The following is a 21,083-nucleotide window of genomic DNA, read 5'->3' as shown; positions in this document are numbered from 1 at the left end:
GCAATTTTTACAATTATATATCGAAGGTGGGTTAAGTGCGATCGAACGGGCAAGATGCCCGTTCCACAATTTGTGAAATTGGTTGTAGAACAGGCATCTTGCCTGTTGCAGTTCCACAATTTCTGCAATGGTTGTGGAACAGGCATCTTGCCTGTTGCGGTTCGACAATTTGTGAAATTGGTTGTAGAACAGGCATCTTGCCTGTTGCAGTTCCACAATTTCTGCAATGGTTGTGGAACAGGCATTTTGCCTGTTGCAGTTCCAAAATCAGTGAAATGTGTTGTGGAACAGGCATCTTGCCTGTTGCAGTTCCAAAATCAGTGAAATGTGTTGTGGAACAGGCATCTTGCCTGTTGCATTCCAAAATCAGTGAAATTGTTTGTGGAACAGGCATCTTGCCTGTTGCATTCCAAAATCAGTGAAATTGGTTGTGGAACAGGCATCTTGCCTGTTGCGAACACAAGCACAACATCTAACCCAATGAATAAGGCACACTAGAAGTGAGATACAAAATTTCACATTGCCCGAAACTGCCCATGATTTGGCCATTCAAGCCCCGCTACCGCAAACAAATCGCCCGCATCGAAGTCACCGGAGCGATCGCCGGAGAAACCCGCAAACGAGTTCTAGAAGCGCTCAAAACCGTTGAAGAGCGCAAATTTCCCGCCTTGCTGCTGCGGATAGACAGCCCCGGCGGCACTGTCGGCGATTCCCAAGAAATTTACAGCGCCCTCAAGCGTTTGGGCGAAAAAATCAAAATTGTCGCCAGTTTTGGCAATATTTCAGCTTCTGGCGGAGTTTACATCGGCATGGGAGCTCAACATATCGTTGCTAATCCCGGTACAATTACTGGCAGCATCGGCGTGATTATCCGTGGTAACAATCTAGAACGGTTGTTAGAAAAAGTTGGCGTTTCTTTTCAGGTGATTAAATCCGGGCCCTATAAAGATATCTTGGCATTCGATCGACAATTGACCGAGCCCGAACAGCAAATTCTGCAAGACTTGATCGACAGCAGCTACCAGCAATTCGTGGAAACCGTCGCCGAAGCCCGGAAACTCCCCGTTGAAAACGTCAAAACTTTTGCCGACGGTCGCGTTTTTACCGGCCAGCAAGCCTTAGAATTGGGTTTGGTCGATCGACTCGGAACCGAAGAGGACGCTCGCCGCTGGACTGCCGAACTCGCAGGCCTCGACCCGGAAAAAACCGAATGCTGCACGCTAGAAAAACAAAAACCTTTCCTAAATCGCGTTTTGGGGAGTAGTCTGGATACATCCGGGCTTTGGGCTTACAAGAATTTGCTGGAATTCGAGCTGTCTACTAGCGGTTTGCCGCTGTGGCTGTATCGCCCGTGATTAAATAAATTAGTCATTGGTTATTGGTTATTGGTTATTGGTTATTGGTTATTGGTTGTTGGTTGTTGGTTGTTGGTTGTTGGTTGTTGGTTATTGACAAACCAACAAATAACAAGTAACCCTTCGACTCCGCTCATGGCAACGCAAATAACAAATAACAAGTAACAAATAACAAGTAACAAATAACCAATAACCATTGACAACTAGCAACTGACAACTGATAAAAAATGGAGAATATTTGCGTGGATTGGCAAGTGCGGGCGATTCGCGGGGCAACAACTGCCAGCGATAATTCGGTAGAAGCAATTCGAGAAGCGGTGAGAGAACTGTTAGATGAATTAGAAACAAGAAATAATTTAGATCCGGAATTAATAATTAGTGTTACGTTTTCTGTTACCCGCGATTTGGATGCTGTCTTTCCGGCTGCGATCGCCCGCGAACGCCCTCGGTGGTGCAATGTTCCTTTGTTGGACGTGCAGCAAATGTACGTTAAGGGTTCATTAGAACGCTGCATCCGCTTTTTAATTCACGTCAATTGGCCCGCACACACCGAAATTTATCATCCTTATTTGCGCGGAGCTCAAAATTTGCGGCCCGATTGGAATTTAGCCGTCGCGGTTGCTGCGGAAAAATAAGAAAATCACTTTTTGATTGATTCAAGAGTAAACCCACCAGCCATGGTGGGTTGATTTTTAACTGAGGAATGAAAAGATGTAATAACAAAATGAGTGATTACAAAGGATGGGGAGCATCTCAGTTTTGCATTTAATAGTGCTGTCCCCGCTCGCGTATTATACGATACGCGAGCGGGGACGCTCGCACTATAAGAAAAAAATGCTTTTACAAAAATGAGATGCTCCCAAAGGATGTAACTACTGCCAACATTTTAGAGCAGACGGAACTTGTCCGGCTTTCGATCCAGGTCTAATTCCCTTAATAATTGTTGACGCGCAAATTAAACACACTAAGCCTTTGAAAAATCAGAAAAACACAATTGTTTACGAGCCAACTGAAAAACACATAATGTACAGGTATAGTCCTGATTAAGTATTGATGAAGTTGAGCTATTAGCTGCAATTGTTATGGATTGCAACAGTCTGTTGTTAATCCCAGATTTGCCGTAAATTCAAGGTAAATCCCGGCAACACATCTACCGGAACAGTTTGAGGTTCTTGCAATACCTCAACTTCTCGATCGGGGCGATAAATTTCCATTTGTTGCTTTTTGCGGTTAATTAACAAACCCAGACGACAGCCATTGTCGATATACTCTTGCATTTTGTCTTGAGTTTTTTTCAGGCTATCGCTTGGTGAAAGAATTTCAATCACAAAATCGGGACACAGCGGGATGAATTTTTCTCTTTGTTGTGCAGTCAAAGCCTCCCAGCGAGATTTTTCGACCCAAGAGACATCGGGAGATCGATCGGCTTTGTTTGGTAGAGTAAACCCTGTCGATGAGTCGAAAACTTCGCCGAGTTGAGTTTGCTCGTTCCAGATTGCCAGTTGTACAATCAGTTTGACGTTACGTTTTCCGGTTTCTCCTCCTGTCGGCGGCATCACGATTAATTCTCCATTAGGGTTCCTTTCTAGTTTTAAATCTGGGTTTTCTTGACAGAGTAAATAAAACTGTTCTTCGGTAAGTTTGATAATTGGGTTGAGGTCGAGAGTAATTTGGGTCATGGCAGTTAGGATCTGCTGAATTGAAATAGGCTTCTCCAGCAGATAAATTTATTTTAGCTTACCTTTTTCGGTTGGGATTGGCTTAGATAAAAAACATAAAAAAACCGGCTTCTCGAAGAAACCGGATTTTTTGTCAATCAGTGGCTTTCTTGTGATGCAGCCTAATCCCTAAAAAGATGTCATATATAAAACTCCAAAAGTCCTTTTTACCTTCCAATATTCCCAGACTTTGAGGAGAACCCTTTTCATCTAACAGCGGCTTCACAGCTTCATAAGCTGGCTTGTAATTGTACCAAGGAATTGAAGGCCACAAGTGATGGATCAAATGATAGTTCTGTCCCAAAATTAAAATATTCAGAATTGGACTAGGATATACTCTGGCATTTTTCCAGCGATCGCGCTCGTGAAACGGACGGTGTGGCAAATAATCAAAAAATAAGCCCAAGGCTAACCCCACTACCAAAGCAGGAGAAAACCAAAAGTTCAGCACATAGCCTAAATGGTCGTATTGAATTGAGAGATAAACCACTCCGATCACAAACAAACGGCTGAAAAACCATTCCCAAAGTTCGTATTTCCGCCACAGTTTGCGCTTAAAGAAGAAAATCTCGTGGTAAAAAAACCTCGCAGCAATTAGCCACAGAGGCCCACCCGTAGAAACATAATGGTCTGGATCGTTATCTGGGTCGTTAACGTGGGCGTGATGCTGCATATGTACCCGCGTAAATACCGGGAAAGCAAAGCCCAACATCAGCGCGCTACCGTGTCCCAAAATAGCGTTAATTGTACGATCGCGGTGCGCCGCGTTGTGAGACGCATCGTGAATCACCGTTCCAGCCATGTGCAACGCCAGCACGTTCAGCGAAAAACAACACCAATCCGGCCAGTCCCCGTACCAGTAACCCACAAAGGAAATCGCGATAATCGCTAATGCACTCAAAAACAACAGCAGCGTCGGATTCAAGTCACCCGGAGGACTCAGAAACTCTTTCGGCACTGTCAGCGGCCGTCCTGCCTCCGACATTTTTGTTAACACTCCTTAATATTTCACACTTGCGTAGTATAAGATACAAGTCTGCCAATAGTAAAGTTTCGTGAAAAAACAGAGTCCGATCGCCAGACAGTTGCCTCTGCACAAGAAGCCAAGTATTGCTGCTGTGAAACGATCCCAATCCTAGATTAGCCGCATAGCAGAGCAGCTCAAGTCTAATAAATGGGTATATCTGTATTTATGTCAACCCTGGGAGCGGAAATATTTTCTAAAAAAGCCGATCGCCAAGAAAAGATTACCGATCGGTAAAAAGTCAGATATTCTATATATTGGTCAATGCCTGCTGTTTTGACGACTATCAAAATTTTTAAGACTTGAGACTAGCGTCATTGCTTGTACTGAAAGATGAAAAGTTAGCCGAAATTTAAACTAGAAATCCTCCAGCCACCCCATCTCAATTCATGCAACTGCCAAAAGCCCTACGCCGAACTAAAATTGTAGCCACCATTGGCCCAGCAACATCCGACCCAGAAGTGCTCCGCAACCTCATAGAAGCTGGCGCCACAACTTTGCGACTCAACTTTTCCCACGGAACAGAAGATGACCACCAGCGCAGCATTCGCTTAATCAGACAAACGTCCTTTGAACTCAACCAGCCGGTCGCCATCCTCCAAGACCTTCAAGGCCCAAAAATTCGTTTGGGGCGCTTTGAAACAGGCTCTATAGTTGTCAAAAACGGCGATCCTTTCATTTTGACCAGCCGCCCGGTAGCCGGCACAGAGCTGATTTCCTCCGTCACCTACGAACCCCTAGCTTCGGAAGTCCCAGAGGGAGCCGTAATTCTGCTCGACGACGGAAAAGTGGAAATGCGTGTGGAAAAAGTAGACCGCGGCGCGGGAGAATTGTACTGTCGCGTCGTTGTCGGCGGCCCGCTTTCCAACAACAAAGGCGTGAATTTTCCGGGCGTATACCTGTCAATTAAAGCGCTCACGGATAAAGACCGCAAAGATTTAATGTTTGGCCTCGACCAAGGTGTCGATTGGGTAGCCCTCAGCTTCGTGCGGAATCCCCAGGATATGCTCGAAATTAAAGAACTGATTGCCAGTGCGGGCAAGCAAGTACCGGTAATTGCTAAGATCGAAAAGCACGAGGCGATCGAACAAATGGAAGAAATTCTCGCCCTTTGCAACGGCGTGATGGTCGCCCGGGGCGATTTGGGCGTGGAACTGCCCGCCGAAGACGTGCCGATTTTGCAAAAGCGCTTGATTGCGACTTCCAACCGCATGGGGATTCCGGTGATTACCGCTACCCAGATGCTCGACAGCATGGTCAACAATCCCCGTCCCACCCGTGCCGAGATTTCCGACGTAGCTAACGCCATTCTCGACGGAACGGATGCGGTAATGCTTTCCAATGAAACAGCAGTCGGCAGTTTCCCCGTCGAAGCGGTGGCGACGATGGCGAGAATTGCAGTGCGGATGGAGAGGGAAGGAATTAGGGGCAATATTAGAAATGTAGAAGATGTTGGTCGATCGATCACCAACGGCATCAGCCAAGCAGTCAGCCAAATCTCCGAACAGTTAAACGCAGCGGCGATTATGACACTGACCAAAACCGGCGCTACAGCCCGCAACGTCTCGAAATTCCGACCCAAAACACCGATTTTGGCCGTTACTCCCCACGTAGACGTAGCCCGACAACTGCAATTAGTATGGGGAGTCAAACCATTACTGGTGCTGGATTTGCCCTCAACAGGCCAGACATTTCAATCTGCCATTAATGTCGCCCAAGAAAAAGAGTTCCTGTGCGACGGAGATTTAGTAGTGATGACAGCCGGTACTCAGCAAGGGGTTGCCGGCTCGACGGATTTGATCAAAATTGAGGTAGTCACAGCCGTTTTAGGCAAAGGCACCGGTGTCGGTTTAGGATCTGTGAGCGGCATGGCCAGAGTTGCTCGCACTGCTGCGGATGTAGCCAATTTCCACGCAGGAGACATTTTAGTAGTAGAACGCACCAGCGCCGAGTTTGTGGAGATGATTCGCAAAGCCGCTGGTGTGGTAACGGAGGAGGAAAGTTTGACTTCTCACGCCGCGATTATCGGTTTGCGTTTGGGCGTGCCGGTGATGGTGGGTGTGGAGAATGCCATGCGGGTAATTCGGGACGGCACGATGCTGACGCTGGATATGCAGCGTGGCTTGGTTTATTCCGGTGCCCGCGGCGGCTCAACAGACGGAGAACTTGCGGTTTAACAAGTTATGAGTTTTGGGTTGTGGAGTTTTTCATGAAATTCTACAGCTCATTGCTTTTTTGTTGAATTTGTGCTATTATGCATAATCGTCTTGCCGATGTAGCTCAGTGGTAGAGTAATCGATTCGTAATCGATCGGTCGCGGGTTCAAATCCCGCCATCGGCTTTGGGTTTCAGCTATTTCGAGACAGGCAAAGCCACAACTTGGCTCAAATCTGGACTCAAAATAAGCTAAAAACACCCTCAAAAGCACCACAGAGGTCGGCAATGACAGGCATCAATTTGTCTTCATTGCCGGCCTCTCTGTTTTTCCGGCGGTGGTTGGCGAATGTGGTGGATTACAGCGATTGTGTGGTGGCACTGTGGTGGCTGGAACTATTGATGGTGGTGGATGTGGTGGATGTGGTGGGTTTTTAAATTAAAAGTAAATATTTTTTAGATTTTAGATTTTAGATTTTAGATTTTAGATTTTATAAATTTATATTTTTAAATTTCATGGCATTTGCGCGCCACATCCACCACAAATCCCGGAAATGCGTTGATTGTGCCACCACAAATGCAAAAGCAGCCCATAGCTTATGGACTGCTCGTTGCCCCTTTATCAAGGGGGCAAATTTATACTGTGCATCTTTGTCGCTTCAGCCTTCCAAAATCTCTAAAACAAAGTCTAAGTCTGCTAAGTCCGCCTTCGGCTCCTTCCGCTTAGTTTCCGACTTTTTCCACTTAGCTTTCAACTGGTTAAGCAAGTCGGCTGCATCTGGTAAATCTTTGCTGGCAGTGGCTGAATTTTGTTTCAAGTCGGTGAGTTGTGTCTCGACTTCTTCTCGATCGGCGCGCTCGGTCGCAACTTGCGACCGTAATTCTGTGATTTGTTTTTCGCGATCGGCTTTTATGTGGCTACTGGATTCTAGAAGTTTGGCGTAGTCCGCCTTAGCACCCTCTAAATCTTGCTTTAATTTCCACTCACAATCCGCGCCATCTCGGACCAAAAGACCTTGTGTCGCGATAGTTTCCCGCGCTGCTGCCAACTCCTCATTTAGAGATTGATTTTCCAATTCTAATCTCAAAAGAGTTACCTGTAAGTTACCTATAGCAGTCTGTAACTCATTATCTGTAGCCGTAGGCAATTCTTCAAAATTACCCGACTCGAACTTTCTCGGCAGTCCACTCCTCAAAGCTTCAGATTCTTGCAGCGCTTTCACCTGTAATTCTAAAGCCGTCAATCTGTCAGCGTCGCGGTTGTCTGTAACCGTATATGCAACTCCCTGGTTAGATGTATCTGTAACTTTGTCTGTAACCCGTGGTTGTGGGAAAGTATTCAGCGCCTCTGCAACCTCTTCAAGCTTTGCTGTGCTTAGCTCAGAGGTTTTGCCGATGTACTTTTTATGTAACTTGCCCGACATCTTTCTGTAACCATACCAATAGTCGCCCCCTTTGTTCGATTCCTTGCGGACTGTGTAGGGCTTGTTTGCCCCGACTGGCTCAAATCTGAAAGAGCCGATCGACTCCAACCATGTAGAACCTTTTGGAGAATCTAGCTCAATTACCTTGCCGTCCTCTGTCTTGATCGTCCCCTGCCCCTGCACTACCGATGGAATTGCCATAAGTTACCTAACCGTTACCTACAAGACTATGTAACTAATATAAGTAACTTTTAGGTAACTGTCAAGGATTACAGAAAAGTATTTTTAATCCTCCCAGAACCCTTGAAAACGCTGCGGTGCTAGCTGGGTGTAGCGGACTGTGTGGCTAATATTAGCGTGTCCCAGATAATCTTGAATCGCCCCGGTGTCTATCCCCTTGGCCGCCAAATAGTACCCGCAGCCGTGCCTCAACATATTAGTAGTTGATACTGAGTGCTAACAAGGTAGTCGTCTGGCGGTTAACTTTTTGTCACATCGTACCGTGGTGCTCATCGTCCCCTTAATAAGGGTGGTAAGTTTGTGCTGTGCTACCTACGTTTTAGTTTTTTGCGCCATTCTTTTTGTATGTCCACAATATACTGGTTTAGCCTTTCCTCAATTTGATGCCATCCAATAAGCTGAGCGTCGGGGTGTTCGCCGTGCTCATCCTCAAAAGCTTCTCGCAAATTCCTTATTAGCGGCTGGTCGAGCATATCTTCATCCCGCGTCCGCCCGCTGGCAGCTTTTCTAATTTGGCTCCTGATAACATCTGTGAATTCAGCAAGCATTTTTCCTATCCGCCGATCGCCCAGGCAAATTTGGATTTCTTCTGTTGTGAGAAATCCGGCCGGAAACAATAGCGTTGTTTTTTTAAAAAGTCTGCCTGGGCTGAATTTGGACTGGCCTGGGATAAATTTTGATTCTGACTGGATGAAAGAAGCTATCCCCATGCTTCTCCATCCCAGCCTGTCTTCTACAAGGTCGAATTCATCCACAAGATCGCCTACTCTGCACTGAAGATAATAAGTTTCCCCCATCAGATTTTCCCACTGACCAAGAATTTCGTCTCGTGTTTTTGTCATTATGTTTACTCCTTTATGTTGGTCATTAGTCGTTAGTCAACACCTATTGACCAAGATCTAGCTCTTGTTGTTTGGTTTCCATGATTGCCATAAATTTCCGTGCCTGCTCGGCGGTGAATAGATTTTTCGATACCCAGCTAACCTCTCCCCACGTCCAACGGCTTTGCAAGGGCACAAAATCCTTGTGGCAGTTTGCGATCGCCATTGCCTTCAATAATTGATTGCGACAGGCAAGCGCTTTGTTTTTTCGGGTTTCACGTGAATCGGTTGTGGCGCTGGGAAATTTCCCCCAGTCTGGATCTGCTGGTGGTGTAGGAAGTGGTGTAGACACCGGTGTTTCAGGTGTAGACACCGGTGTTTCAGGTGTAGACACCGGTGTTTCAGGTGTAGACACCGGTGTTTCAGGTGTAGACACCGGTATTTCTCCGCTAATTAATCCAAGATTGTCGTCAAATTCCGATCGCAGTTTTAGATTTTCAAAGAAAGCGCATACCCTGTCTTTGGAGTGACGGACATTGAGTTTCAATTGATTTACAAATAGATCATTCGCTAACATTATAAAGCGCTTTAGGCTCAATAAATGTGTACCTGTGGTAGTGCAAAATTCTGCATAAGAAGCATACATCCATGAGGCGACATTAAGGTAGGAATTACTGCTGCCACCGTCTTTATTTTTCTGGGCAACGCCAACCTGCAAGCGTGCCCCTTCTTTGTAAATCAAGTGTTTGTCTGCCCAATCCGCAATCGGATTTGTCTCGATAATTGCTTGCATGGCGATTCGCTTGTATCCAGTAACCATCTTTTCGGTTTTCTTGAGATACTTTTCTGCCGTTTGCTGGTCGGTATTTAATACCCAATTTAATAATCCTGGCAAGTAGCTTACAAACTCTCCTACCATTTCACCGTTAACTTCTTCTATCAAACTTCGTTGATTTTCGACGCCAACCTTATTATCAAACGGTACAGTAATTCGGCGCCGCTCAAGCGCAATATAATCTTGGGCTTGGATTGGTTCATTACAAGCAATTATTACCTTGCATTCCGGGTGAAAACCTTCTTTAGATTGTAAAAATTTTTCTTCGTATGGTATAGAATCGCCCCCGGTTAAGGCTTTCAAGGTTTCAACCGTGCCGCCGTACCTGTCTGAGTCTGTTATTAGTACCAGCCGCTTATCCATTAAAGATGCGGTCTCAAAGTTGCCTTCTAATTTTTTGAGCTTGGTGATGTGTGTATTGCGATCGCCTACAATTGCTGTTGCTAATTTCATGAAAGTAGATTTACCGGAACCGCTGGGGCCGAGTATTTCGAGGTAGCGGTGAATGTCGGTGCGGCCGTGAATAATTGAATATAAAAAACTTCTTAGTAGTTCCAGCAGTGAATTATTTCCTTTGGTGACTTCCAGCAGCCAGTCGGTAATCGGCTTGCAATTGGCTTTAGGTTCGTAGTTGTAAGGAAGTTGCCAGGTTAGTTTGTAGTGCGGTGAGTGTGCCGATAATTTTAGGGTTTTTAGGTCTATCACTCCGTTTTTGGCAGGCAATAAATTTCTAGTTGAATCCCACCCCTTTACGGCTAAGAAAACCTTCATTAGCTTAAGGATTCCTGCTAGGTAAGATGCGCTGTGTTCTAGCCCCCTAGCACTCAGTTCCATGCTGATTAAGCGACTGATAAAATCTTCCTCTTCATTGCTCCAGCAGCCATCCATTTCGGCTCCGTACCGGTACCACCTTTTGTAAGTGGGTCGCCATGCCAGTTTGTTTTGGTAGGCTTCAGCGATCGCCTTTGCGATGATGCTCTGCTTGGGCATCTTCTTTTCTTTGACTTCTGGCTCGTCGGTTTCGCCGGAATTTGCGATCGCCTCTTTGACTTTCTTGGTCGGCTTCAGCCACTCGTCAAAGTCCACCACCGCGGACTGCCGATCAAACTTCTCAACTCCTATGTTTACAATCGCATCATCAATCCCTTTCCCCCATTCCAGGGGCCAAAGCCTTATCTTGACCGTGCAGCCGACTTTCTTCAGCGATTTGCCAAATGCGATCGCCGCAGCCCTGACATTTTTATTTTCAATGATGTCGGAATCGTAAGCTATTTCGATAATTCGCCCCTCTCTGCCAACTGCTGCCATCGTAGGGGTTAGCTGTCCGCTGCGGCCGTAAGTCGCCATATCCACGCCGCTCAGTGCAATTGTGGGCATGGTGGTATGAAGCATAGAAGATGTTGATTTTTTGCCGCCTTCGGCAACCCTCACTGGTATGGAGATATCGTTAACTACTTCCTGCCAATCAATCCCCGGCACAGGCAAGCAGCAAGCATCGTATTTGCCCTTGCCGTCCGCCCCTTTTTGGCTCAGGTATTTAGCTTTGCTCCCATCAGGAAAAGTGATGCCACCGTCGGGCTTGAATTGGCCAATGCCTGTTGATTTGCCTGTGACTGGATCTATCCCTTCGTAGAGCCATCCGGGCGGCCCTTGATAAGCTGGCCACCCCAAAAATGCGGCGATTTCTTTGGGGTCGGAAACTGAGCGAAAAATAGACTCGGCTATTTCTTTAGAAATGCCAGATTTTGCGAATTCTTGTAGATGTTTATCTGTTAACATGATACAATGTAGTTACTTTTTTTTGAAAATTTAAGACCTTTAAAGCAATCGCTCTCCGATTGCTTTTTTTTTGCCACCTAAAACTGCGCCAGTTTGTAGCCACTTCTTGGTCTCAGGATCTAACTCCTTAGCATCAGAGGCAATTTGTCTCTTTAGGGCCTCTAGTCGTTGCTGTGCTTGGCGCAGGGCATCTGTACGCTCTGCAACTTCCGCCTCCCAGAATTTGACTTTAGTTTCGAGATTAGGTTGCGATTCAAGCCATTCAGTTATAGGCTCCCAAAGCTTTTTAGCCCATTTTTGAGGCAAAAAGGTGCAGTGCAAAAGTTCTGCACTGGTGCCAGAAAAATCAAATAGGATGGCTCTTCTCGCTGTTTCTATTTCTTCGACTGTACGAGCCTCAAAAATTATATTTCCGTTCTCGTCCTCGCACATTCGCTTTTTTGATCCAACTCCATCCCATTTGACGAAGGTTTTTTTCAAGAAAAAGCGCCTATCGATTTCCTGGAAAATAAGATATAAGCCGGGTTCCAATTCCTCGCTTTCCGAGATAAACGTACCGACTAAAGAGTAGCCAGTAGATACTGATTTGTCTATCTCCTTGATGGATTTGATCCACTGCTTGCTGACTGATTCGTTGTCCTCTAACTTTTCTACTGCTTCAAGAACCCGATAAAGTATTTCATTGAGTTTCATTTTCTTGGTTGCTTGCTGCTGTTTGACAAAAGCCAAATATTCGTGTTGCTAGTGTGCCGCACTTTCCCTTCAGTCTCAAGCAGTTTGAGCCAGCCCCAGACTGTTCTGATTCCGATCGATTCGGGTTTGAAATGGTGAATTATTTGTGAGATTGTTGCACTCTTGTTTATCTCAAGAAAATTCATAATCTTGGCTCTACGAATGCCATCGCGCAAAATCTTCGCTTCGGTCGCGGCGGACGCGCAGGCATTGCGGGAGCTTGTCCGGTAATCCAGGTCGCGAGGCACTGGGATATCCAGAATTTCCTGGGGGCTCCATTTTTTGTTCGGGTCGGGTCTGGGTTTCATAGTTTTGGCTAATCAAGGCCTAATTCTTCTCTTTCGTATCTATTAGCTCTCTCCAAGCAGGTAATACAGGTCGGCACTACATCTGCTTCCGCCTGGACGATTTTTTGGAGCGTATCCATCTCGTAATTGGGCAAATTCACCGGCATCAGATCGTGCATTGTCTTCCTGTTGCAATTGGGGCAGAAGTAATAGCCGCCTGTCCCTTCTGGATTTGAAGCCGTATCAAGGCCCAGATCGAAATCGTCGGAAATAATGTCGGTTGCAAGCTCGCACAGGGTCTGAGGGGATAAATGTCGCAGCATGGCGATCGCCACCCTTAACTGAGGGGGGTGAGCTCCGTGCCTGGGTAGCACGATGCAGAGTTGGGTGTGAGATCTGTCAATCGCCACCACCGCATTCAGAGCCAATGCCATCTTTTCGTGGTGGTTTAGGCCCGCGATGAGAGGCTCCATCTGAGCGAAAATCTCTGCGTCCTGGGCTGCGATGATTTGTATTTGTTCGTCCAAGTCGTCGTCGTCGAAGTTTGGGAGATCCATGTTTCGGATGGTGAGGTAAGTAAGCGGCGAAGGCGCCGCAGAAAGAAAGATATGGGTTGCGAAGAGTCTGTTTGTTGTTTTTGGATTTACATCTGTGCCTCCTGTTGGGGTTGCCGACCCTCGCCCCTTTTTGGTGGTGGATCGGATTGGAATCCGGTTCCAAGTGTCAGCCAAATAATTGTCGGTAAGAGGGTTTTCATGGATGCCATGGCAGAGGTTGATTGTGGGTAGATGCCCGGGATTCGCGGATTGCCGGAATGCCTGAGAGAATGGGGGTGGCGAAAGGGCTGAGGTTCCAATTCAAAGCCCGATCGCTGGTTGTTACTGAGGGAGTCTAACGGTAAGCGCTTGCGTTTACCGCTAGCTTTTACTATAATATGGTACAGGCAAAAAATCAACAAATTCCTCAATTAACTCCTATGACTTTACGAAAGCGAGCTAATTTAACCCAGCGACAAGTTGCTCAAGCCCTTGACGTTCGGGAATCTACCGTTTCCCAATGGGAACGAAAAATGTCCCCCCCGCATCTTGTCCCGTCTAAGATGAAAAAATTGCTGGAAATTTACCGGTGTACCCTAGATGACTTGATTGAGGCTTTTGAGTCCCCTAGGGTTGAGGTGTCTGAACCTTCTGCTGTTGTGGTAGCTAAGGGAGTTGGTAGGGGTTGATTTTAATCTGATCACAAAAGGCGAGCGCTTTGAGCGCTCGCCTTTTGTGTTGGTGCTGTTTCGACCGTCCCTTAATTGACAGAAACCGACCGTAAACGTTTCTCTGAATCCTTTTGGTAAGACAACAATTTGTATTTCTTGAATAAATTCACTGCTTGCTGAAAATCAGCTTTAGCCTTCTCTTTGTTCCCTACCCTTTGGTAAGCGTCCCCACGATTTAAGTAGGCTATTGCGTCATTGGGTGGGAGTATGCCGATTTTGATTGTTTGATTGAAGCAGTCAATAGCCAGTTCTAATTTTCCAAGTTTTGCGTAGCTGGTGCCGATTTTAAAGTTAGATTCTGCTGATTTTTGTAGCAGCGCGCGGTTCTCTTCGCGAAAGCCCTCAATCCCCTCTCCGCGCCAGTTGTGCCAAATAGCAGAAACTTCCATGTCCTCCGCGCTGCCATCTGCGATCGCCTCGTTGAGCATGGCTGCTGATGCTTCATTGTATTTTCGGATAGCTTCCTTGTATTTTCCTGACATTGCTAGCTTGTCCCCTGCTGTTTCTAGATTTTCAGAATTTTCGGTAATTCTTCGTCCCTCGCTTTCTGTTAGAGCGTCTGCATGGCAGGTTTTCTTGTATTTTTCGTTATTTCCTTCAACCTGTTCGCTGGAAGCGCTTTTTTGGGATGGGGTGGTGTTGGGGCTAGCTTCACTTGGATTTGAAATAGGGATTGGGATTGGAACAGGCACTACTAGGCAGCCGTGGCAGGCTGAAAGTGCGATCGTAAGCATTGCTGCTTTGGTAATGAGGTCTGGCATAGGTGTTTCTGGTGGTGATATCAAAATTTTCTCAGGGTTTGGGTGATGACGCAAAAATAACGATAAACGCAAGCGTTTATCGTTATTTAATGCTATACTGATTTCATCGCCAACAAACACCGCCCAAACCCCTGAGAGATAGCAGCCTCAGATACCTGAAAGATCTGCTACGACGGTGCTTACAAGGCTTTAATCAAACCCTGATTGGGTGACACTCGGAAAGGAACAAGGGCTAGCTTACTGATTGACTGCCTGAATAATTGCCCTAAAAAGTAAGACTTACTGGTTCAATGCCAGTTTTGGTGGGCACCTCACAGCCGAAAAGACGGCGGCCTCTTTTCACTCTTACAAATTTACTAGCGTCGATCTAAATCGCTAAAAAGTCATGTTTAGAAATAGAAAAGTTCACGTAGATCAATCGCAATCCACGATCGGAGTTGACCGTATTACCAATATCAACACAGTCAGGATTGCTGGGAAAGTAGTTAATCACGGCCCTACCAGCGAAATTACAGAAGGTGTAGACCTTTCTGAAGAATCGATCGAATCGATCGGGATTGGCTTCAGCAAAAATGTATGGGTAAACGGTAAGCGTGTCTGTTAACTAACTAACTAATACTGGTGACACCTACCATGTTAAAACTTACTGACAAAAGTGGCGTAACAGCCCGGAGAGACGGGCCTACAATTCCCCTTAGCAAATCAATGCAAGTCACTCTCGAATACAAAACAGCCGTATCAGTAAAGGTAGAAATGTTCAAGCTCAATTTCCCCGACCTCAGACTACCCACTGAAAACGCCGAATCCCTGATCGACGAGCTAATTTCTCGATCGATTTGCGAACTCAAGCGCATGGTAGATTTCCTCGCCAAATCCTTCACCACCTCCCTGTCAGCCCCGAAAAGAAATTCCAAAGTTTCCTTATCTCGTTGGGTGGCTAAAGTTCTTTCCGAAGCAGTTGAGATTGAGCCTGTCGCCGAAGAAATACCGCTTGAATCTGTTCAGCCAGAAATTGTTGAACCCGAGATTTATGATATTTGCCTTTTGAGCGATAAATCGGCCTCTAAGTATCGCACCACTCAAATTCCTCCCTGCTTGATCGACGGCGGTAGCCTGTATCACAAGAGCTTGTTGTCCTCCCATCCCGGAAGAATCATCTACTATCAAGTACCCTCCGAGCACCTTTCTAATATTCAGTGCGTCGGCTGTGATACTACCGAAATTGAATTGCTTTGCGAAGCTTTATCCGTTTCCAGGCACACTATTTGCGGTATCCCACCTAGATATCTAATCACCAAAGAGGGAGGGGTTTATGAGCGAATGCAGCGTGAGTTAATTTCTCGAAATTCTGTTGTTAGATACTTCCAAGTTTTGTCTGAGTATCTGTCGAATATTGCTGTCGTCTAGTCGGTTTCACGCACAAATCTTTCGATCATCCGCATATCCACAAGTCTAAGCAATGCTTGGGCGAGATTTCTGCGGGCAAAATTCACCACCGAACATTGAAAAAGGAATAGAAAAATGAAAAAGTGCAAACCGGAACTTAAAACCATCTGGCACGTACAACTCACTCTTGATTTGCCCCAATTTAGTATTGAATCAGGAGCTAGAGTTCTTGTTTTGGGCGGCCCCGAAAAAACTGGTCGCCTCCGCCCCGTTTATCTCAGCCCTTACCGGGTCTGTTTTCCCGGCGGTGGCTGCAAAATCATCCCCCGTCATTTACTGGTAGAAATTCAATGAAAACAATTTTGGAACTGCAACAAGCCTTGCAAAGCATCGAAAATCAAATTGATGAAATCTTTGTTAGTGAACTTTTTTGTGAGATTGAACAGGACGATCGCTATAATCCTGGAGACCTGACGCTAGGTGATGCTTGGCACGGCGTCAACAGGACTAGGTTGGCTCTTGAATCTTTGGCTCTTGAATCTTTCGATCACTATCCTTGCAATCCTCCTGCTAAGGGCGATAGTGCAACCATCTCATCAGCCGCCACTCTGAGGGCACACATTGCATCAGATCAATTGGCGGCGCTCATTTCTTCTGACCCCATGAACCGCTCTATTCCGCATGATCAGAACATTGCTATGGCTGTCAAATTTGCTGATTTACTGCTGACTGACCTAAAGGCAAAAAAAGATGCAGGAATTTAGCGTTGATAAAAAGTGGAAATACCTACAGTTCATTAGGGACGACTCTCCCGATGGCTGGAGTTTGAACTTTTCCGACGAGCCATCGGGCATTTCAAGAGATCGACTCTTGTCGGCGGGTCAAATTGATGTGGCAATCAAGGCCGATCATACTTTCTTCTTAGTATTTAATGCGATGGCTTCCGATTCGCAGCTCATTGAGTGCTCGGATGGATTGCACCAAGCATTCGAGCTTGTTAATAGATCGTCTAGAGGTTGCTGGAAAATCTTCCCTGCTTTATTTAACCGAAATATGTGGAGGCGACTATCCAGCTATCTCCGGTATCGTAGTAAGCACCACACCCCTGTGATTGAATCGCTGAAGTTTGCTTGGATGAGTAAGTGGCAGCTTGAATTGACACTGACACTAATGACCGAATCCCTAGGGATTACGGACGAATTGGCGATATTGACTATTGAACAATTGATTGAAGATAAGGAGGAAGAATGAGCGTAGAAGTTGAAGTAATGAGTGAATCGATTCACCCTGAAATTGAATCGATTCACTTAAATAGCGAATCGATTGATGAATCGATTCGAGACAAGTGGATCGGGGCAAATGAAGCGCTGAAACGCACAGACCTTACAAAATCGGGTTTCCAGCGCTCAATATCTCACTTGCTAGGAGTTCGAGGTTGCCGGGTCGATTCAATCCGCCGAGGTAGTGCAAAAAATACCCGCTATTCGGAATTGGCGATCGCTTTAATTGCGGCCTGCGAGGCTAAAGATGAAAAGATGATTGATCGGCTAATTCAAATTGCTAATCCTCCCACTCAGCCGGTCACAACGCTCTGTGTGGTTAACCACGTGGCAACACTGGAGGAAAAAATTTCTCTGATGCGACAAAGCGCTACCGTCCGCTCCGAGGAAATTGGAGGTGGTATCCAATCCAAATTAATGCAGATTGCTGCTTGCAACCAAGCCAGCCAGCAGCGAACTAATGCGCTTAGCGACCTTGAGATTCAGGAAGCCGAAAACCGAGGAATCGCTCAAGCACTAGCGATTTTCTCAGCCGAGGAGAAAGCCAAGGAGGATGCCTTGGCTCATCTCCGGGCCCTGAAAATTTCAGGAAATCATCAGTGAGTCGTTGTCGGTCGATCGCGTGCAAAGTTATCGACCGGCATTCAAAAAATCGGAGCTTATTTATTATGGCAAAAATCAAGAAGTCGCTTCATGATCTGAAATCTCAAGCGGCGGACTTGGGCTTGACTCCCTACGCATCTCTCTACGGCGATCGGAGGCAACTGACAACCTGGGAAAAATTGCTCGAAGGTAGCGAGGAGTTAGTACCTCTGCCAAAAAGGGCGATCGAGGTGTCTGACCGTGCCCAAATTAAGTGGAAATTAGCGATCGCCCTTTTTGTCGGGATGGTATCTTTGCTTTGCCTGTTCAGACCTTTGGTTGGCAAGTTACCTGTCAGAATCACAATCGAATTAGGAAGGAAGTAATGGGAGCAATGACAGCCTTATTCGGCGGTGGCGGTAGCGATGCCATCAGCCACAAATCAGAAGCGATTAGCAAACCAACGGATGCCAGCGTCATCACGCCACTAAATCCCGGCAAGTTTACCTCTATCCGTTCCGTGCCAGTATGCGATACCCCGCGCTACTTCACCGCTGAGGAAGCGGACGCCATGAAGGAATTGGCAAAGGAAAAGACCGACGGCGCGCGCCAATCAAAACGCGCTTATGGGGCAATGACCAAGATTGAGGAAGCCGATGCAAAAGTCCACAAGCTGCACCGCGGGTACGAAAAAAGTGTCGCAACCAACGAACTAAAAAAGAAACGTGCTGATGCAGGTCTAGGTAAGCACTTGCAGGGGTTGCGTCCTGGTTATGCCCGATTAGGTTTTGGGCTTGAGAAAGCTGAAACCGATGCTACTGCACGGATAGAAGCCATCAAGACTAAGTTATTGGGCGGGGTGAAAGAATGATAAAGGCGATCGCACTTGGCAACAACTTTCTGCTGACTGCGATTGCCTCCAGCTTCCTCTGCTGGATGGCGTCGCTGCACCCTTCCCTGCTGCTGTTCGTGCAGGCACTCTTTGCTCTCAAACTCATCGTCAGCGCTACTGCTTGGCTGCTGGACGATGCCATTATCGCAATCTTGAAAATAGACCTGCTACAGTTTCGCTTTCGGCTAGTCGCAAGCACAGTCGGGGCTTTAGTCGGGCTGGGGGTGATGTTATGTCGCTCTTAAAAGTTTCGGCTCTATCCATCTCTGGGGTTTGCCTGTGGCTAGCACCGCCTTTCATCTTTTCCCGTAAAATCCCTTTGCACAATTTCATACAGGGTGTTGCCCTGGCGTCTAGTTTTGCTTGCTGCTTTGAAGCACGGCGCTGTGCTTTGAAAGTAGCAAAAGCTGAGGAATTTGAGGCTATGAAAGATGCCGCCGTGGCTGCTGACTTGGTAGATGAAATCAGCACGTCGGTGTATGTTTCCGAGCAGCAACGACGGCAGGAAGCTGAGCTTATTCTAGCTTCCCAGCAAACTTCCCATGCGGAAGTAGCTTCCACGCGAGAAGCGCTGGAAGCCCAATGGAGAGAAGAATTTGAACTTGCTTCCACTTCCGCCGAGCCCATCGAAATCCCTAGCGATTTGCTTCTGTGGCGGGAAGTGGAAGCGGCTACTTCCGAAGGTAAAACCCAAACTTGGATCATTGAGAATATTCTCAAAATGAAGGGACGCAAATTCGCGGATGGCAAGGCAAAACTTGCCGAGCTGACCTTGAAATTTGGTAGCAACTTTTAGTAAGAAATATAGGCTTGTGGAAATGAATCCCGATCGCACATTCATAATTTCAGTCCGCCCAAAATGGGCGGAACTTTTCTTTGATTCCGGTAACAGGAAGAGTGTCGAGCTCAGAAAGGCTGGGTTTAGTCGCCTTCTTCTCCCCGGCGACACAATTATAATTTATGCCACGCTACCAGTTGGGGAAGCAATTGGGGTAGTGGTTGTCAGTAAATGTGAATGCAAGACGCCACAAATTTTGTGGCAATCGACGAATCAAGGCCACTTAGCCAAAGTTACGCCAAGTGAATTTGACGCTTATTACCAGGATGCGAAAGCCGCGATGGCAATTTGGGTAGAAAAACCCAAATTATTTGAGCAGCCGGTTCCGCTCGCTAAACTTCGTCAAAACTGGGGATCTAACTGGCAACCACCGCAACGGATTCAGAAGTTGAGTCCTAAGCAAGTAGCAGATCTATCTGAGATTGAGTACCCACCGCTAACTGTATGCCCACGGTGCGAAGGATGCGGGTGTGATTACTGCGACTTTGATGGATTTTACGACCCCAACGACAAAGACCCCGACGGCACAAACTAGCATTAAGGACGGTTAATGAGGACTTCTAAAAATTCAATTAGAGTTTGCGTTCGGGGGCAAACTCTTTCTTTGGTATTGCCTCGGATTTATTGCAGAAGTGTCAAGAGAATTGCTTTAGGCATTTCCGATAACCCAGAAAATCGAAAATTTGCCGAGTTAAAAGCCAAGCAAATTGAAATTGACTTCTTAAGTGGCTCGTTCGATATCACTCTAGAAAAATATAGGCAAAAATATCCGCCGCCTGCTCCCCAGGCTAAGAATTTGACGCTGCCAGAGATTTACGAAAAATACGTTGACTCTCGCAAAAAAAATGTATCTCCGACCACGTGGAAAGGGTATCAAGGTCATTTAAAGCAACTCATTTCTTGCCCTTATCAGCTTCCCGAAGAAGCCTTAAAAATTAGGGATTGGGCGGTGGAAAACAAGCCCACGGACACCGCGAGGCGACTGCTGGTGCAGGCTAATGCTGCTTGTGAATGGGCGGTGGATCGAGGAATGTTGTTGACAAACCCATTTAAGGGGAGTGCGGTAAAAATCAAATCTAAAAAACCCAAGCCAAAAATCAGTCCATTTACGAATGAGGAGAAAGCGAAGATACTGGAAGCTTTTAGCAAGTCAACCAAATTTGGGTATCTGCTGCCACTTGTCAAATTTCTCTTCCTGACCGGATGTCGCACCAGCGAGGCGATCGCGCTTCAGTGGAAACATACAAAATCAGATTGCAGTTCAATTAGCTTTGAGGAAGCGATCGTGTTTGGCGTTGGCGGTGCTGTAAGGAAAAAAGGTACCAAGCAATCCGAGGCACGAGAGTTTCCCTGTAATTCTCAGCTTAGGGTTTTGTTGCTGTCGATCAAGCCCGAAAATGCGATCGCTAATACCTCTGTCTTTCTTCGTCCAGGTGGCTCACCGATCAGCCGCCAAGACCTGCGTACCGCCTGGTACGGCAAGGGAAAAGATGAGGGAGTGGTCAAACTACTTGTCCGAGATGGTGTACTGGAGACCTATAGACCCCAGTACAACACGAGGCACACTTTCATATCGCAATGCCTCGAAGCGGGAATCGCACCTACCCAAGTAGCTGAGTGGGTGGGAAATTCAGCCGAAATCATTTTCCGCAATTATGCGGGAATAATTAATAAAAAATCAGTTCCCGAATTCTAAAAAAAGGCAGCC

At 46.5% G+C, this 21,083-nt stretch carries 26 protein-coding genes and 1 tRNA gene; 18 read left to right on the top strand and 9 right to left on the bottom strand.

What is annotated here, in order from left to right:
- Positions 1-536 precede the first annotated feature (536 nt).
- Complete coding sequence (sppA, locus tag JGK11_RS10905) at positions 537-1,355, top strand: signal peptide peptidase SppA (protein WP_293211631.1); 819 nt, start codon at positions 537-539, stop codon at positions 1,353-1,355.
- A 227-nt stretch (positions 1,356-1,582) separates the two neighbouring features.
- A complete protein-coding gene (aroH, locus tag JGK11_RS10900) occupies positions 1,583-1,990 on the top strand; it encodes a chorismate mutase (protein ID WP_293177591.1) in 408 nt (135 codons plus the stop codon).
- Between the two features lie 468 nt (positions 1,991-2,458).
- Here the strand turns inward: aroH and JGK11_RS10895 are convergent, their stop codons facing one another.
- Complete coding sequence (locus JGK11_RS10895; protein WP_293197554.1) at positions 2,459-3,034, bottom strand: Uma2 family endonuclease; 576 nt, start codon at positions 3,032-3,034, stop codon at positions 2,459-2,461.
- A 133-nt stretch (positions 3,035-3,167) separates the two neighbouring features.
- Positions 3,168-4,058, bottom strand: coding sequence for a beta-carotene hydroxylase (gene crtR / locus JGK11_RS10890; protein WP_293177805.1), 891 nt, complete (start codon positions 4,056-4,058; stop codon positions 3,168-3,170).
- 428 nt (positions 4,059-4,486) lie between these two features.
- Here crtR and pyk point away from each other — a divergent pair, with 428 nt between their 5' ends.
- The 3 genes from pyk (at position 4,487) to JGK11_RS10875 (ending at position 6,689) form a co-directional block, all read left to right on the top strand.
- Positions 4,487-6,274 carry a pyruvate kinase gene (pyk, locus tag JGK11_RS10885; RefSeq protein WP_293177597.1) on the top strand — a complete coding sequence of 596 codons (1,788 nt, stop codon included), beginning with the start codon at positions 4,487-4,489 and terminating at the stop codon, positions 6,272-6,274.
- Between the two features lie 92 nt (positions 6,275-6,366).
- Positions 6,367-6,438: transfer RNA gene (locus tag JGK11_RS10880), tRNA-Thr, on the top strand.
- A 101-nt stretch (positions 6,439-6,539) separates the two neighbouring features.
- Positions 6,540-6,689, top strand: a complete 150-nt coding sequence (locus JGK11_RS10875) for a hypothetical protein (protein WP_293211629.1) — start codon at positions 6,540-6,542, stop codon at positions 6,687-6,689.
- 221 nt (positions 6,690-6,910) lie between these two features.
- Here the strand turns inward: JGK11_RS10875 and JGK11_RS10870 are convergent, their stop codons facing one another.
- The 6 genes from JGK11_RS10870 to JGK11_RS10845 form a co-directional block, all read right to left on the bottom strand.
- On the bottom strand, positions 6,911-7,876 hold the full coding sequence (locus tag JGK11_RS10870) for a hypothetical protein (RefSeq protein WP_293211627.1): 966 nt from the start codon (positions 7,874-7,876) through the stop codon (positions 6,911-6,913).
- An 84-nt stretch (positions 7,877-7,960) separates the two neighbouring features.
- Positions 7,961-8,110 carry a tyrosine-type recombinase/integrase gene (locus JGK11_RS10865; RefSeq protein WP_293211625.1) on the bottom strand — a complete coding sequence of 50 codons (150 nt, stop codon included), beginning with the start codon at positions 8,108-8,110 and terminating at the stop codon, positions 7,961-7,963.
- A gap of 113 nt (positions 8,111-8,223) precedes the next feature.
- Positions 8,224-8,757 carry a hypothetical protein gene (locus JGK11_RS10860; RefSeq protein ID WP_293177609.1) on the bottom strand — a complete coding sequence of 178 codons (534 nt, stop codon included), beginning with the start codon at positions 8,755-8,757 and terminating at the stop codon, positions 8,224-8,226.
- 43 nt (positions 8,758-8,800) lie between these two features.
- Positions 8,801-11,350, bottom strand: a complete 2,550-nt coding sequence (locus JGK11_RS10855; protein ID WP_293211622.1) for a phage/plasmid primase, P4 family — start codon at positions 11,348-11,350, stop codon at positions 8,801-8,803.
- 39 nt (positions 11,351-11,389) lie between these two features.
- Positions 11,390-12,079 carry a hypothetical protein gene (locus JGK11_RS10850; RefSeq protein ID WP_293211620.1) on the bottom strand — a complete coding sequence of 230 codons (690 nt, stop codon included), beginning with the start codon at positions 12,077-12,079 and terminating at the stop codon, positions 11,390-11,392.
- Between the two features lie 319 nt (positions 12,080-12,398).
- Complete coding sequence (locus JGK11_RS10845; RefSeq protein ID WP_293211618.1) at positions 12,399-12,926, bottom strand: hypothetical protein; 528 nt, start codon at positions 12,924-12,926, stop codon at positions 12,399-12,401.
- A 377-nt stretch (positions 12,927-13,303) separates the two neighbouring features.
- Between JGK11_RS10845 and JGK11_RS10840 the strand changes: the two genes are divergently transcribed.
- A complete protein-coding gene (locus JGK11_RS10840) occupies positions 13,304-13,594 on the top strand; it encodes a helix-turn-helix transcriptional regulator (protein WP_293211616.1) in 291 nt (96 codons plus the stop codon).
- A 71-nt stretch (positions 13,595-13,665) separates the two neighbouring features.
- Here the strand turns inward: JGK11_RS10840 and JGK11_RS10835 are convergent, their stop codons facing one another.
- Positions 13,666-14,397, bottom strand: a complete 732-nt coding sequence (locus JGK11_RS10835; protein WP_293211614.1) for a tetratricopeptide repeat protein — start codon at positions 14,395-14,397, stop codon at positions 13,666-13,668.
- A 385-nt stretch (positions 14,398-14,782) separates the two neighbouring features.
- Here JGK11_RS10835 and JGK11_RS10830 point away from each other — a divergent pair, with 385 nt between their 5' ends.
- From JGK11_RS10830 to JGK11_RS10775, 12 genes are all read left to right on the top strand, one after another.
- Positions 14,783-15,001, top strand: a complete 219-nt coding sequence (locus JGK11_RS10830) for a hypothetical protein (RefSeq protein ID WP_293177629.1) — start codon at positions 14,783-14,785, stop codon at positions 14,999-15,001.
- A gap of 29 nt (positions 15,002-15,030) precedes the next feature.
- Entirely contained in the window at positions 15,031-15,804 is a 774-nt protein-coding gene (locus tag JGK11_RS10825; protein ID WP_293211612.1) for a hypothetical protein, read from the top strand.
- Between the two features lie 114 nt (positions 15,805-15,918).
- On the top strand, positions 15,919-16,137 hold the full coding sequence (locus JGK11_RS10820; RefSeq protein ID WP_293211610.1) for a hypothetical protein: 219 nt from the start codon (positions 15,919-15,921) through the stop codon (positions 16,135-16,137).
- Complete coding sequence (locus tag JGK11_RS10815) at positions 16,134-16,547, top strand: hypothetical protein (protein ID WP_293177636.1); 414 nt, start codon at positions 16,134-16,136, stop codon at positions 16,545-16,547. Before JGK11_RS10820 ends, JGK11_RS10815 begins: the two co-directional genes overlap by 4 nt.
- Entirely contained in the window at positions 16,534-17,034 is a 501-nt protein-coding gene (locus JGK11_RS10810) for a hypothetical protein (protein WP_293211607.1), read from the top strand. Before JGK11_RS10815 ends, JGK11_RS10810 begins: the two co-directional genes overlap by 14 nt.
- A complete protein-coding gene (locus JGK11_RS10805; RefSeq protein ID WP_293211605.1) occupies positions 17,031-17,666 on the top strand; it encodes a hypothetical protein in 636 nt (211 codons plus the stop codon). Before JGK11_RS10810 ends, JGK11_RS10805 begins: the two co-directional genes overlap by 4 nt.
- 65 nt (positions 17,667-17,731) lie before the next feature.
- Positions 17,732-18,031, top strand: a complete 300-nt coding sequence (locus JGK11_RS10800) for a hypothetical protein (RefSeq protein WP_293177645.1) — start codon at positions 17,732-17,734, stop codon at positions 18,029-18,031.
- Positions 17,965-18,516 (top strand): hypothetical protein, encoded by a 552-nt coding sequence (locus JGK11_RS10795; protein WP_293211603.1) that lies wholly within the window; start codon positions 17,965-17,967, stop codon positions 18,514-18,516. Before JGK11_RS10800 ends, JGK11_RS10795 begins: the two co-directional genes overlap by 67 nt.
- Positions 18,513-18,782 carry a hypothetical protein gene (locus tag JGK11_RS10790; RefSeq protein WP_293177651.1) on the top strand — a complete coding sequence of 90 codons (270 nt, stop codon included), beginning with the start codon at positions 18,513-18,515 and terminating at the stop codon, positions 18,780-18,782. The genes JGK11_RS10795 and JGK11_RS10790 overlap by 4 nt, the downstream gene beginning before the upstream one ends.
- The gene (locus JGK11_RS10785; protein WP_293211600.1) at positions 18,770-19,333 is read left to right on the top strand and encodes a hypothetical protein; all 564 of its coding nucleotides are present in this window, start codon (positions 18,770-18,772) and stop codon (positions 19,331-19,333) included. Before JGK11_RS10790 ends, JGK11_RS10785 begins: the two co-directional genes overlap by 13 nt.
- Before the next feature lie 16 nt (positions 19,334-19,349).
- Positions 19,350-19,910, top strand: a complete 561-nt coding sequence (locus JGK11_RS10780; protein ID WP_293211598.1) for a hypothetical protein — start codon at positions 19,350-19,352, stop codon at positions 19,908-19,910.
- Between the two features lie 15 nt (positions 19,911-19,925).
- The gene (locus JGK11_RS10775) at positions 19,926-21,071 is read left to right on the top strand and encodes a tyrosine-type recombinase/integrase (protein ID WP_293211596.1); all 1,146 of its coding nucleotides are present in this window, start codon (positions 19,926-19,928) and stop codon (positions 21,069-21,071) included.
- Positions 21,072-21,083 lie beyond the last annotated feature (12 nt).

It is taken from the genome of Microcoleus sp. PH2017_34_RAT_O_A (genome assembly GCF_020737885.1).
GTDB lineage: Bacteria > Cyanobacteriota > Cyanobacteriia > Cyanobacteriales > Microcoleaceae > Microcoleus.
The sequence above is the reverse complement of the archived record's forward strand: the minus strand, read 5'-3'. Positions and strand labels throughout refer to the sequence as shown.

Bases quoted from the DNA above. Each gene is read 5' to 3' on its own strand.
- JGK11_RS10865 (WP_293211625.1), bottom strand. From the start codon at position 8,110: ATGTTGAGGCACGGCTGCGGGTACTATTTGGCGGCCAAGGGGATAGAC.
- JGK11_RS10840 (WP_293211616.1), top strand. From the start codon at position 13,304: ATGGTACAGGCAAAAAATCAACAAATTCCTCAATTAACTCCTATGACT.
- JGK11_RS10855 (WP_293211622.1), bottom strand. From the start codon at position 11,350: ATGTTAACAGATAAACATCTACAAGAATTCGCAAAATCTGGCATTTCT.
- JGK11_RS10825 (WP_293211612.1), top strand. From the start codon at position 15,031: ATGTTAAAACTTACTGACAAAAGTGGCGTAACAGCCCGGAGAGACGGG.
- JGK11_RS10785 (WP_293211600.1), top strand. From the start codon at position 18,770: ATGTCGCTCTTAAAAGTTTCGGCTCTATCCATCTCTGGGGTTTGCCTG.
- JGK11_RS10870 (WP_293211627.1), bottom strand. From the start codon at position 7,876: ATGGCAATTCCATCGGTAGTGCAGGGGCAGGGGACGATCAAGACAGAG.
- JGK11_RS10815 (WP_293177636.1), top strand. From the start codon at position 16,134: ATGAAAACAATTTTGGAACTGCAACAAGCCTTGCAAAGCATCGAAAAT.
- crtR (WP_293177805.1), bottom strand. From the start codon at position 4,058: ATGTCGGAGGCAGGACGGCCGCTGACAGTGCCGAAAGAGTTTCTGAGT.
- JGK11_RS10800 (WP_293177645.1), top strand. From the start codon at position 17,732: ATGGCAAAAATCAAGAAGTCGCTTCATGATCTGAAATCTCAAGCGGCG.
- JGK11_RS10820 (WP_293211610.1), top strand. From the start codon at position 15,919: ATGAAAAAGTGCAAACCGGAACTTAAAACCATCTGGCACGTACAACTC.
- JGK11_RS10810 (WP_293211607.1), top strand. From the start codon at position 16,534: ATGCAGGAATTTAGCGTTGATAAAAAGTGGAAATACCTACAGTTCATT.
- JGK11_RS10775 (WP_293211596.1), top strand. From the start codon at position 19,926: ATGAGGACTTCTAAAAATTCAATTAGAGTTTGCGTTCGGGGGCAAACT.
- JGK11_RS10830 (WP_293177629.1), top strand. From the start codon at position 14,783: ATGTTTAGAAATAGAAAAGTTCACGTAGATCAATCGCAATCCACGATC.
- aroH (WP_293177591.1), top strand. From the start codon at position 1,583: ATGGAGAATATTTGCGTGGATTGGCAAGTGCGGGCGATTCGCGGGGCA.
- JGK11_RS10895 (WP_293197554.1), bottom strand. From the start codon at position 3,034: ATGACCCAAATTACTCTCGACCTCAACCCAATTATCAAACTTACCGAA.
- JGK11_RS10805 (WP_293211605.1), top strand. From the start codon at position 17,031: ATGAGCGTAGAAGTTGAAGTAATGAGTGAATCGATTCACCCTGAAATT.
- sppA (WP_293211631.1), top strand. From the start codon at position 537: ATGATTTGGCCATTCAAGCCCCGCTACCGCAAACAAATCGCCCGCATC.
- pyk (WP_293177597.1), top strand. From the start codon at position 4,487: ATGCAACTGCCAAAAGCCCTACGCCGAACTAAAATTGTAGCCACCATT.
- JGK11_RS10875 (WP_293211629.1), top strand. From the start codon at position 6,540: ATGACAGGCATCAATTTGTCTTCATTGCCGGCCTCTCTGTTTTTCCGG.
- JGK11_RS10845 (WP_293211618.1), bottom strand. From the start codon at position 12,926: ATGGATCTCCCAAACTTCGACGACGACGACTTGGACGAACAAATACAA.
- JGK11_RS10860 (WP_293177609.1), bottom strand. From the start codon at position 8,757: ATGACAAAAACACGAGACGAAATTCTTGGTCAGTGGGAAAATCTGATG.
- JGK11_RS10835 (WP_293211614.1), bottom strand. From the start codon at position 14,397: ATGCCAGACCTCATTACCAAAGCAGCAATGCTTACGATCGCACTTTCA.
- JGK11_RS10790 (WP_293177651.1), top strand. From the start codon at position 18,513: ATGATAAAGGCGATCGCACTTGGCAACAACTTTCTGCTGACTGCGATT.